The following is a 12,110-nucleotide window of genomic DNA, read 5'->3' on the forward strand; positions in this document are numbered from 1 at the left end:
TGTTCGTGAAAATTGTAAAAAAAGGAAATGAGATTGCGGCTAACCTATATAGCGATGAGAAGCTTCGAAGAAGTTTAATTGGTCTCAAATACCGGCTGCTTGGAGCAGAAATTGATAAGGGCATTCTCTTCAAGCTATTTGTTTATATTATTCTGATCAACGTTGCCTTCATCTATATGAAGCCGATTCTATACATGGTGACGACGATGGTGAAGGATGCAAGAAACATTCTTGACCCAACCGTTATTTGGGTGCCGCGGTCAATATTTTTGGGGCATCTGCAGCAAGCGAGCGAAATGCTGAATTACACGAAGAGCTTCCTCATCAGCGTCTCGCTCGCCTCTTCCGTAGCGGTGCTGCAGGTATTCTCCTGTGCAATTGCCGGTTATGCGTTCGCAAGGCTGGAGTTCCCCTTCAAAAAAGTATGGGGAGCTCTGCTGTTGTTTACATTTATTATGCCGCCCCAAATTACGATTCTACCATCGATCATGCTCTTTAAAGAGTTTGGCTGGCTGAACACGTTTTTGCCGATGGTTGTCCCCGCTTTATTTGGCCATGGCTTGAAAGGAGCGATGTTCGTTATTATTTATCGATCCTTCTACTCCACACTGCCCAAAGAGCTGGACGAGGCAGCACGAATGGACGGAGCAGGCCCTTTTCGCTTGTTCTTTCGCGTCATGTTTCCGATATCGAGGTCGGCTACCGTTGTGGTCGTACTATTTTCTTTCGTCTGGAACTGGAATGATTTTTACTTTCCGTCACTCTTTATGTTTACTGCGGAAAACGTACCTCTCTCCATTACGCTGGCAAGAATGGCTGGCGAGATGAAGCTGGCTGAAGGAGCGGGAGAGATTACGGTTTATGCCGAAGCGATCAAGATGGCGGCCTCTTTCCTAATTATTATGCCGCTGCTTGTCGTGTATTTGTTCGCTCAGCGATGGTTTATTGAAGGGGTTGAACGGACGGGATTAGTAGAATAGTGAAACGAAAAAACCGTTGACATTATGCGATTGAGATGATAAATTCTTAGCACTTACTATAATCCTTATAAAACCAATTGACTTAATTGGAAATGATCGACCGGATAGCCGGAGATTGCCTTAGGGCAGCTCTGGCTATTTTTTTTTAGAACAATTGCATTTGATTTGAAAATGACTTAAGGGGAGTCGTGCGATGAGTGGATCGGAAAGAAAACTAAATCTTAATGCGTTTCTGGCAGCATCAGGCCATCATGAAGCATCGTGGCGGCATGCGGATACGCAGCCGGAGCGAGGCGTTGATATTAAGCACTACTTGAAGCTGACTCAAATTGCCGAACGAGGTTTGCTTGATTCTGTATTTCTAGCGGATGGCTACTGGGCTGGAGCAGGATCGCTCGAGCCATTCACCATGCTGGCAGCATTAGCAGCAGCGACGAAACATATCGGTTTAATTGCAACGGTGGAAACCACTTACAATCAACCCTTTCATATCGCCCGGAAGTTTGCTTCCTTAGACCATATCAGCAAGGGGCGCGCAGGCTGGAATATCGTGACGGGAGCGGGACCGGCTGCGGAGCAGTTCAGCAGGGAACAACATCCGGAGCATCATGATCGTTATGAATCAGCGGAGGAGTTTGTAGAGATTGTCAAGCAGCTGTGGGACAGCTGGGAGGACGACGCGCTGCAAAATGACAAGATAAGCGGCGTTCTTATCGATGAGGCCAAGGTTCATACGATTGATTATGCTGGGAAGCATTTCAAAGTAAAGGGACCGCTGAACATCGCGCGACCGCCGCAAGGATATCCCGTACTCGTTCAGGCTGGCTCCTCTGAGACGGGCAAGGAATTTGCCGCTAAGCTGGCGGAGGTGATCTTTACTGCTCAACTGACCTTCGAGGAGGCGGCTGCTTTCTATAGGGACGTGAAGTCACGTTTGGCGAGGTTCGGGCGGACAACGGATCAGCTGAAAATATTGCCCGGACTCAGTCCTATATTGGCGGATACAGAAGCAGAGGCACAGGATCTGGAGAATGAGCTGTATGAGCTTATCGATCATGAAGGAGCGATTAAGCGGTTATCCGCTCGCTTAGGTGTTGATTTATCCAATCATTCACTTGATAACCTTGTCAATCTGGATGGCGTACAAACGACAGATCAGGTAAGCGGCATGAAGAGCCGTCACCAGCTTATTTTGGATTTAGTAGAGCGTGAGCGGCCTACACTTAGACAGTTAATTAATCGTTTGGCGGGGGCAAGGGGACATTTTACTTTTACGGGTACACCGTTGCAGCTGGCAGATGTCATTGAAAAGTGGTTCAAGAATGGAGCGGCCGATGGCTTTAATGTCATGCCGCAGCTGTATCCAAGCGGGTTGGGGCGCTTTGTCGATAAAGTCATACCTGAGTTGCAAAATCGAGGATTGTTCCGCACCTCTTACGAGGAGCAAACGCTGCGCGGAAATCTAGGTTTAGTGAGACCGGCAAATAGCAGGCATGCCAAAAAAACGGAAGAAGAGGTGTATTCCTAATGAGCGAATCTAATCGTAAGGTTCATTTGAACGTTTTTTTAAGAGCGACAGGCCATCATGCGGGAGCATGGCGGCATCCTGAAGCGCGACCGGATTTGGAGCTGGACATTGATTACTTAGGACAGCTTGCTCGAATTGCTGAGCGAGGCAAGCTGGATTCCGTATTTTTAGCGGATGGATATGCAGGCGGCGGCAGCAAGCTGGAGCCGTTCACGCTGCTCGCAGCACTTGCCTCTGTAACCGAGCATATCGGCTTGATTGCCACAGTGGGGACCGTATATAACGATCCGTTCCATGTCGCAAGGCAATTCGCATCGCTGGATCATATAAGCGGCGGCAGGGCTGGCTGGAATATCGTTACGGGAGCGGGCTCAGCTGCTCATAATTTTAGCAGAGACGAACATCCAGAGCATGCGCAGCGCTACGAGACGGGCGAGGAGTTCGTCGAGGTGGTGAAGCAGCTGTGGGACAGCTGGGAGGACGACGCCCTTATCTTCGATAAAAAGGCGGGTAAATTGCTGGATGCAAATAAGGTGCACGAGATCAACTTCAAAGGACATACCTATTCGGTGAAGGGACCGCTCAATATCCCGCGTCCGCCGCAAGGTTATCCGGTGCTGGTGCAGGCAGGCTCCTCCGAGCAAGGCAAGGAGCTGGCAGCCAAAACGGCGGAGGTTATTTTTACCGCGCAGCAAACGTTCGATGCAGGCCGTGTCTTCTACTACGATGTGAAATCACGCTTAGCGAAGTATGGGAGAACCGTTGACGAACTTGTTATTTTGCCAGGGCTGGCTCCAATTGTGGCTGATACGGAAGCGGAAGCGCGCGAGATTGAGGAGGAGCTGCATGCTTTTGTGGATACAAGGCGTGCGCTCGATAGCTTATCGGAGCGGTTCACGGTGAATTTGAATGATTATCCGCTGGATGCGCCGGTGCCGCTCGATAAAGCAAAACCTGCTGAGGAATTCAACGGCATTCGCAGCAGGCAGGAAGTTATCATCGATGCGGCGCGCAGAGAAAATTTTACGATTCGCCAGCTTCTCTATCGCAGCAATGGAGGACATGGGCATATCACGTTTACCGGGTCTGTTCTTCAAACCGCAGATTTTATTGAAAAATGGTTTAGAAACCATGCGGCTGATGGCTTCAATGTGCTGCCGCAGCTCTTTCCTACGGGACTTGAGACCTTTGTAGACAAGGTCATTCCAGAACTGCAAAACCGAGGACTGTTCCGTACCGAATATGAAGGCAAGACGCTTCGTGAGAGTTTAGGGCTCCAGCGTCCCGCCAATACGCGCTATTTTCAACAAATATAATTAAATGATAGAAAGGAGAGGGTATAGGATGAAGAAACTAGGGGCTGTTATCGCGATATTTATTCTTGCAGCATCGATCTCCGCATGTGGGGGAGACAATAATGCACCTGCAAAGCAGAATGCTGCATCGGGTAAGAAGGATGCAACGAACAGTGCGACCGAAACCGCTGATTTCAAGAAGCTTGGGGATGAGCCGCTAAAATTATCGTTTTATTCCACTGGCGCTACTTTTACGGACGTGGAATTCGAAGCGATGATCGCAGGTCCTATTCATGCGAAGTATCCGAACGTAACCATTGAACGAATTACGCCAGCCGCGACGACGACTCCGGAGGAGGTGCTGTCCACACATGTGCCGGACATTATATTTGGCAGTGTGCAGCAGCGGGTTATTCGGACGGGTGTATATCAGGATTTGAGAGAGCTCATAAAAAAACATCATTTTGACGAGAGCCGTCTCAAACCGATTGGCTACGACTATATCAAGGACATAACGAAGGGCAATGGCGATGCGGTTCTCGCGCTCCCATTCAATATCAATCAGCATGTTTTGTATTATAACAAAGATATTTTTGATAAATTCGGCGTTCCCTATCCAACGGAGAAGCAGTTGACATGGGATGAAGCGGTCGAGCTTGGCACGAAGCTGACCAGAACAGAAAACGGCATTCAATATATCGGGCTTGTTGTAGACAATTTAACTGGTTTGGGTAAATCGCTTGGCATTCCTTATTTGAACCGGGAGACGGGGCAGGCTGCGCTAGATACGCCGGAATGGCTTCGCGTATTCGAGCTGCAGAAAAAGATTTTTGAAATTCCAGGTTATGTGGCGCAAGACGGCACTTGGAACTGGACCCGCGATCATTTCATGAAGGATCAAAACATTGCGATACGGGTATCCTGGCTGGCCAATATGGTTGGTCCGCTTGAGGAGCTGCGCCAACAGGGTGTGGAGTTCAACTGGGATATCGCGCCGGCGCCAAACTTCAGCGATCAGCTTGGCAATACAAGAGAAGCGCAAATCCACTCGATAGCTATCAATAGCCAAAGCCCACATCAAGATGAAGCATTTCAAGTGATTGCGGAAATTTTATCGGATGAGGGGCAGCGGATTGTTGCTAAGAATGGGCGTGTTCCAGCTATTATCAATCCGGAATTGGAGAAGGATTACGGCTTAGAAATACCAGTTCTGCAAGGCAAAACCGTTCAGAATGTTTTTATTGGGAAGCCCATTCAAGAGCATTTCATTCATCCTTATGAGTCGAGTATTACGATACGGCTTACGGAAGCAGCTGAAGACCTCGCGATTCATGGTCTAGACGTCAATTCGGCTATACGCAAAGCAACGGACGCGATTAATAAAGATGTGGAGACCTTAAAAACGACGATCGGCCAATAAGCAGACAATGGGAGGAATTAACTATGGGGGAATCCACGCGTAAATTAAATCTCAACGCCTTTTTGTTCGGAACCGGCCACCATGAAGCCTCATGGCGGCTCCCGGAGGCGGAGCCGAGCCGCAACCTTGATTTCGAGCATGTGCTGCAAATGGTTCAGACAGCTGAACGCGGCTTTATGGATTCGGTGTTTCTGGCAGACGGCTATTCCGGCCGCTCCAACAAGCTGGAGCCGTTCACGGAGCTTGCTGCACTGGCAAGCAGAACGAAACATATCGGCTTAATTGCTACCGTTGGCACCACCTATAACGAACCTTTCCATGTAGCGCGGAAATTTGCATCCTTGGATCATATAAGCAGAGGAAGAGCAGGCTGGAACATCGTTACGGGTGCTGGGTCCGCCGCGCACAATTTCGGGAGAGAAGAGCACCCAGATCATTCGCTGCGCTATGAGGAAGCGGATGAATTTGTAGAGATTGTCAAGCAGCTGTGGGATAGCTGGGAGGACGAGGCGGTTATTAATGATAAAACGGTGGGAACCCGTATTCATAAAGACAAAGTCCATACGATTGATTTTAAGGGGAAATATTATTCGGTGAAGGGACCTCTTAATATCGCAAGGCCGCCGCAGGGTTATCCTGTATTGGTGCAAGCGGGGTCCTCGGAGAGCGGCAAGGAATTTGCAGCAAAGGCAGCGGAAGTTATTTTTACCGCGCATCAAAGCATTGAAAGTGCTCAGCAGTTTTATAAGGATGTGAAATCAAGACTGCCGAAGTATGGGAGAGAGGCTGACCAGCTGAAGATCTTGCCGGGCATTAGCCCGATTTTGGCAGACACGGTGGAGGAAGCGAGAGAAATCGAGAGCGAATTATTCGATTATGTAAATAAAGACGGCGTAGTTAGACAGCTATCGGAGCGATTAGGCATTGATTTATCCGAGCATCCGCTCGATAAGCCGCTTTCTTTGGAGGGTGTCCGTGAAACGGATGAGGTGAATGGCAATAAGAGCAGGCATCAGCTCATATTGGATCTCGTCCGCCACGAGCAGTTAACGCTGAAACAATTGATTAATCGTCTTGCAGGAGCGAGAGGGCATTTTACGTTTACGGGTACACCTCTTCAGCTTGCAGACATCATCGAAGACTGGTTCGTTAACGGCGCTGCCGATGGGTTCAACGTCATGCCTCAGATTTTCCCGAGCGGCCTTACGCAATTTGTAGATAAGGTGATTCCAGAGCTGCAAAATCGCGGATTGTTTCGGACGGAATACGATGGAACGAGCTTGCGGGAGCATCTTGGATTAAGACGGCCAGCCAATGCTCGCCATGCGAGTAGAGCTATACATTAAAAGACTGAGCGAGAGCTTGTTGAATGTGAAACGACACAGCTGCACCTCATAATCGAGGAGAGAAAATGTAATGAAGAAAAAGCTTACGATAGGCATGATTATTTTAATGTTATTTGCTGTATTGGCGGCTTGTGCCAGTAAGGATAATACACCGGCTAATAAGGATGAGAGCAAAGCAAACAAGCAGCAAGAAACGAACGCAGCCGAAACGGAAAAAGCGGATTTCAAAAAGCTTGGCGATGAGCCGCTCACATTAACTTTTTTCAGTACGAGCGGCACTTTTCCCGATGTGGAGTTTAATACGCTCATCGCTGACCCGATTAAGAAGAAATATCCGAATGTAACCATTGAACGAATAACGCCGGCGGCTACAACAACGAATGAAGAAGTACTTTCTACGCATGTTCCGGATATCATCTATTCCTCATCGTCCTCCCATCAGCGTATTATCCGAACGGGCGCCTATGAGGATTTGAGAGAGCTCATTAAACGCCATCAATTCGATGAGAGCCGGATCAAACCGATTTTGTATGACTATATCAAAGATATAACGAAAGACAAGGGAGGCGAAATCTATGCGATTCCGTTTAACTCCAATCAGCATATCCTCTACTATAATAAAGATATTTTTGATAAGTTTGGTGTTCCGTATCCTACAGAAAAACAGCTGACCTGGGATGAGGTGCTGGACATTGCAGCGAAGCTGACCCGCACGGAGAATGGGGTACAATATATCGGCCTCTCGGTTGACAACCTGACAGGTTTAGCGAAAGGGTTAGGTCTGCCATACGTCGATCATGATACAGGAAACGCGGCTTTAGATACGCCTGATTGGCTGCGCGTGTTTGAGCTTAACAAGCGCATCTTTGAAATTCCTGGTTACGTAACGCCAGACCATACATGGAACTGGGGACGCGATCAATTTATGAAGGATCAGGTTATCGGCATGCGGGTGACTTGGCTGGCTAACATGATTGGCCCGTTAGAGGAGTTGCGCCAGCAGGGTGTAGAGTTTAACTGGGACTTCGCACCGGCTCCAAACTTTAGCGACCAGCTAGGCAAAACTAGAGAAGCTCAAATCCATTCGTTATCTGTGAACAGCCAGAGCAAGCATAAAGACGAAGCCTTCCAGGTCATTGCTGAAATTTTATCGGATGAGGGTCAGCGAATTTTGGCTCGGAATGGCAGGGTACCGGCTGTTATAAATCCAGAGCTAGAGAAGGAATATGGGCTGGACATCCCGGTGCTGCAGGGGAAGGCTGTGCAAAACGTATTTATCGGGGAGCCGCTGCAGGAGCATTACGTCCATCCTTATGAGCTGGAAATAACGACAAGATTGACTGAGGCGGCTGAGGATCTAGCTATCAATGGGTTAGATGTGAATTCTGCGATTCGAAAAGCGACCGAGGCAATTAACAAAGATGTTGAAACGCTTAGAACGACGATAGGAGACAAGTAGCTTAGAGAGCCAGAGCAAAGGTGCAGCGAAAAATGCGGCCCCTTTGTTTTGTGCTGTTTTTCTTAGCTGACTTACATGTGGTAAAAGAGGCAAGCGACGGAGCAAGCGAATGTTAAAATCACTTGCTCCTGCTTTTATTAGGTATGCTGCTGGATATGAGGAATAATGGATCGGCATGCTTGGCGCAAGCCTGCTACGAAGCCGAAAGCGGGTCCATGTGTATAGGCGGCTAGTGGGCCGGCAAAGTAGAGTCCAGGTATGCTGCTTTCAAATTGAGCGCTAAGCAGAGGAAAGTTAGCGAAGGAATCCGGTTCCCTCTCGATAAGCTGCAGTAGATAGGATGGCAAAAATGGCACTTGATCGAGATTGATCTGGTATCCGGTAGCGGCAATGACATGATCGACGAGGCGAGTTTGTCTGCTTCCCAGCGTGAGCAGCACTTGGCCATCGCTTGTTGCTTCTGCATGATTAATAGCTGCGCCTCCAGTGAGGGGGAGTTTTCCTTCAACGTAGGGCTTTAGGAAGGGGGCGACGCTGCCCTGGCGCGGTGCATTTCGCCGTTCTTGCTTGAGCTCGGCAGGCAACTGATAGAACTGTTCAGCGGAGTCGATCAGCTTCTGGCCCGATACCACATTATCGTCGCTGGAATAGTGGACGGCATCACGCCGGAACAACAGCTCTACCTCGCTTCCGGCCATATGCAGCAGAGCTGCAGCTTCCCAAGCGCTTTGTCCGCTGCCGATAACTGCGACCTTCTTGCCTGCGTAGGGTTTAAAATCGCGAAGCGCAAAGGTATGAGAGAGGAGCTGCGGGGGAAGAGCACGCAATACGGGCGGAATGTAGCTATAATGCTGTAATCCGGTTGCGATGACGATATTTTTCGCTTGATACAGCTTGCCGTCATGTGTTGCTGCGCTAAAGCCTGTGGATGAATAATGAAGCTGCGAAACAAGCTCAGGCGTGAAGGATACCCCTGTTTGTTTAGCGAACCATAAGGCGTAATCGACAAAATACGGACGAGGGAAAGGGATTTGCAATTCGACTCCCGTTTCGCGGCCAAAACGTTCGATGGTAAAAACGTCATCCTTATCGGAGAGGCTGATATACCGGGGGTGGGTACGTATGAACATATTTTGAGGCATTTGCTCCTTCCAGAAAAACATAGGCTTGCCCAAAATAACGTATGACATCCCCCTTGCTGCTGCATGAGCGGCAAGTGAGATTCCGTAGGGGCCTGCGCCAATGATAATAAGATCAACCACGGATTTCACCTCCTATGGATTTGTTTGTGTATTTATACCGAGCATTATACTAAGAATAGTCGGTAATGCAATACTCTTTTTTTCAAAAATGATATTTAGAGTTTTGCTTAGTCGTTTGGCGTCTAACGATGAGGATTGACAAATAAATCATTACGTGATAAATTTTCAGTACATTTTTCATACTAAAACAGTTTGAATTATCGGGATTATAGTTCTACCGGATAACCGGAGACAACAGTGTATCTGTGTCTCCGGTTTTTTTATGTAAAAATGATTAAAATGAACGAATTCATGAAGAGGAGGCAAAATAATGAATGAAGTTATTGCATTGTTAAAAAAACATCGCTCCATCCGTAAATATAAAGATACGGCTATACCCGAGCGTGATTTGGAACAAATTTTGTTGGCCGCGCAAGCAGCCTCCACCTCATCCAATATCCAAGCGTACAGCGTGATCGCTGTTAAGGACCCCGAGCGGAAGCGGAAATTTGCGGAGCTTGCCGGCAATCAGCAGCAAATCGTTGAAAGTCCGGTGTTTCTCATCTGGTGCGCAGATCTAAATAAAATCAGATTGGCTGCAAGGCTGCATGAAGATGTGGAGCTGCGTCAGAATGCCGAGCTGTTTCTGCTTGGAACAATAGACGTAACGTTGGCTGCCCAAAATGCGGCAATCGCTGCGGAGTCGCTCGGCTATGGGATCGTCTATATCGGAGGGATTCGCAATAATCCTAAAGAAATAACTGAATTGCTTGAACTGCCTGAGCTTGTCTATCCGGTGTTTGGCATGTGTGTAGGCGTTCCTGATCAAGAACCTGATATTCGTCCAAGATTGCCGCTCGCAGCTGTCTATCATCAAGAAACATATAAGCAGAGCGGGTTGGAGGATGAAATCATTGCTTACGATTCAATCACTCGGGAATATTACGCTTCGCGCAAAGGCGGGGAGCAGGAGACGAGATGGTCGCGTGAAATGCTTAGAAGGTTCAAGTCAGACCGGCTGCGCGATCATTTGCATGATTTCCTTGTAGGTCAAGGATTCAAGCTAAAATGAACCAATTTAATAAAATATAATCCGACCGGACCACCGGAGATTTAGCTGACGATAAGCTAAGTCTCTTTTTTGTTAGTTAGACTCATTTTATTTGGAATCTTATCTTTTTTATTTATCTAACGGGAAAAACTCTAGCTAATTTTTCGAATTATTCAAATAGGACTCAATTAAAAGGAAAAGTTCCTGTTAAGTGGGCAGATATAAGCGGTTTTATCAGCAAATGCCTAAATTAACAGGAGAAATTCCTGTTAAATCCATTTTCTCTTCGAATTCCGCTGAATTAACAGGAGAAATTCCTGATAAGTACTCAAGTGGCACCGAATAGCGTGGTGAAGAAACGAAGCCTGACAATCAACATTGAACTTAAAGTGTTTTCATAATGAACTGAAAATGGGGGATGACAAATGAGCGAAACGAAGCGGGACAAGAAGGCACATTTTAACGTGTTTATGCGAGGAGCAGGCCATCATTCGGCAGCATGGAAGCACCCGGACTCCAGTCCAAAGGAAGATTTGGATTTGGAATATTATGCGAACATTGCACGCATAGCGGAGAGAGGACTGTTTGATTCCTTATTCACCGCAGACAACTATTCCGGTCTTGGCAGAAGATTGGAGCCGTTCACGCTTCTCTCCGGTCTGGCCGCGCTGACTAAGCATGTTGGACTTATCGCGACAGTCAGCACAACCTATAACGATCCGTACCATGTAGCGCGAAAGTTCGCTTCGCTTGATCATATCAGCAAGGGTAGGGCGGCGTGGAATATTGTAACAGGGCATTCGCAAGCCGATGCAGACAACTTCAATAAACCCGAGCATCCCGACGTGCAGAAGCGATATGAGATTGGTGATGAATTCGTCGAGGTGACGAAGCAGCTTTGGGACAGCTGGGAAGAGGATGCACTTATTTATGACCGAATGGCGGAAGTTGCGCTGGATACGAGCAAGGTGTACGAAATTAACTTCAAAGGCAAATACCACACCGTAAAAGGGCCGCTCAACATACCTCGCCCGCCACAAGGGTATCCCGTTCTCGTGCAAGCAGGTTCCTCGGAAAGCGGCAAAGAGCTTGCAGCCAAAACGGCGGATGTCATTTTTACTGCGCAGCAGACTTTAGGTGCGGCGCAATCCTTTTATACGGATGTGAAAGCAAGATTGCACAAGCATGGAAGGACTCCGGAACAGCTGCTCATTATGCCGGGACTCTGTCCCATCGTGGCCGATACGGAAGCGGAAGCCCATGATATCGAAGCGGAATTTAATGGGCTGCTGAATACGAAGCAAGCGCTAAAGCGGCTCTCGAACTATTTTACGGTTGATTTGTCGGAGTATCCGCTCGATAGTCTTGTTCCCGTCGACAAAGCAAAACCATACGGAACGATAACGACAGGCATTACAAGCCGTCAGGAGGTGGTAGTGGATGCCGCGGTACGAGACAAAATGACGATTCGGCAGTTTCTAGCTCGAAGCGCAGCCGGTCATGGTCATGTGTCGTTTACTGGTTCTGTACTGCAAACGGCTGATTTCATTGAAAGCTGGATTAGAAATAACGGCGCGGACGGCTTTAATATTTTGCCGCATATTTATTACAGCGGTTTTGAAACGTTTGTCGATAAGGTTATTCCTGAGCTGCAAAACCGTGGACTCTATCGTACGGCCTATGAGGGCAAGACACTCAGAGACAATCTAGGACTGGCAAAACCTGAAAACAAGCATAAAGCCATATGGGCATTGAACAGAGAAGCGCAAAAGATCAAAGGATAACGGTTC

Annotated in this window: 9 protein-coding genes; 8 read left to right on the forward strand and 1 reads right to left on the reverse strand. The window is 48.0% G+C overall.

What is annotated here, in order from left to right; genetic code table 11:
* Positions 1-5: 5 nt before the first annotated feature.
* From AC787_RS01960 to AC787_RS01985, 6 genes are all read left to right on the forward strand, one after another.
* Positions 6-980, forward strand: coding sequence for a carbohydrate ABC transporter permease (locus AC787_RS01960; RefSeq protein WP_054023258.1), 975 nt, complete (start codon positions 6-8; stop codon positions 978-980).
* 193 nt (positions 981-1,173) lie between these two features.
* On the forward strand, positions 1,174-2,508 hold the full coding sequence (locus AC787_RS01965; RefSeq protein WP_054023259.1) for an LLM class flavin-dependent oxidoreductase: 1,335 nt from the start codon (positions 1,174-1,176) through the stop codon (positions 2,506-2,508).
* On the forward strand, positions 2,508-3,824 hold the full coding sequence (locus AC787_RS01970) for an LLM class flavin-dependent oxidoreductase (protein ID WP_054023260.1): 1,317 nt from the start codon (positions 2,508-2,510) through the stop codon (positions 3,822-3,824). The genes AC787_RS01965 and AC787_RS01970 overlap by 1 nt, the downstream gene beginning before the upstream one ends.
* Positions 3,825-3,852: 28 nt before the next feature.
* Entirely contained in the window at positions 3,853-5,223 is a 1,371-nt protein-coding gene (locus tag AC787_RS01975; RefSeq protein ID WP_054023261.1) for an ABC transporter substrate-binding protein, read from the forward strand.
* Positions 5,224-5,246: 23 nt separating this feature from the next.
* On the forward strand, positions 5,247-6,569 hold the full coding sequence (locus tag AC787_RS01980) for an LLM class flavin-dependent oxidoreductase (RefSeq protein WP_054023262.1): 1,323 nt from the start codon (positions 5,247-5,249) through the stop codon (positions 6,567-6,569).
* 70 nt (positions 6,570-6,639) lie between these two features.
* Complete coding sequence (locus tag AC787_RS01985; protein ID WP_054023263.1) at positions 6,640-8,028, forward strand: ABC transporter substrate-binding protein; 1,389 nt, start codon at positions 6,640-6,642, stop codon at positions 8,026-8,028.
* Positions 8,029-8,165: 137 nt separating this feature from the next.
* Here AC787_RS01985 and AC787_RS01990 read toward each other — a convergent pair whose 3' ends face one another.
* Positions 8,166-9,290: an NAD(P)-binding domain-containing protein gene (locus AC787_RS01990; protein ID WP_054023264.1), complete on the reverse strand. Its 1,125-nt coding sequence runs from the start codon at positions 9,288-9,290 to the stop codon at positions 8,166-8,168.
* Between the two features lie 310 nt (positions 9,291-9,600).
* Here AC787_RS01990 and nfsA point away from each other — a divergent pair, with 310 nt between their 5' ends.
* Both nfsA and AC787_RS02000 read left to right on the forward strand, forming a co-directional pair.
* A complete protein-coding gene (nfsA, locus tag AC787_RS01995) occupies positions 9,601-10,341 on the forward strand; it encodes an oxygen-insensitive NADPH nitroreductase (RefSeq protein WP_054023265.1) in 741 nt (246 codons plus the stop codon).
* Between the two features lie 404 nt (positions 10,342-10,745).
* Entirely contained in the window at positions 10,746-12,104 is a 1,359-nt protein-coding gene (locus AC787_RS02000) for an LLM class flavin-dependent oxidoreductase (protein ID WP_054023266.1), read from the forward strand.
* Positions 12,105-12,110: the final 6 nt, after the last annotated feature.

It is taken from the genome of Bacillus sp. FJAT-28004 (assembly GCF_001280845.1).
Classification (GTDB): Bacteria; Bacillota; Bacilli; order Paenibacillales; family Paenibacillaceae; genus Pristimantibacillus.

What these genes read in the sequence shown, in the direction of transcription:
- AC787_RS01965 (WP_054023259.1), top strand. Translation starts at nt 1,174, where the DNA reads ATGAGTGGATCGGAAAGAAAACTAAATCTTAATGCGTTTCTGGCAGCA.
- AC787_RS01970 (WP_054023260.1), top strand. Translation starts at nt 2,508, where the DNA reads ATGAGCGAATCTAATCGTAAGGTTCATTTGAACGTTTTTTTAAGAGCG.
- AC787_RS01985 (WP_054023263.1), top strand. Translation starts at nt 6,640, where the DNA reads ATGAAGAAAAAGCTTACGATAGGCATGATTATTTTAATGTTATTTGCT.
- AC787_RS02000 (WP_054023266.1), top strand. Translation starts at nt 10,746, where the DNA reads ATGAGCGAAACGAAGCGGGACAAGAAGGCACATTTTAACGTGTTTATG.
- AC787_RS01975 (WP_054023261.1), top strand. Translation starts at nt 3,853, where the DNA reads ATGAAGAAACTAGGGGCTGTTATCGCGATATTTATTCTTGCAGCATCG.
- AC787_RS01980 (WP_054023262.1), top strand. Translation starts at nt 5,247, where the DNA reads ATGGGGGAATCCACGCGTAAATTAAATCTCAACGCCTTTTTGTTCGGA.
- nfsA (WP_054023265.1), top strand. Translation starts at nt 9,601, where the DNA reads ATGAATGAAGTTATTGCATTGTTAAAAAAACATCGCTCCATCCGTAAA.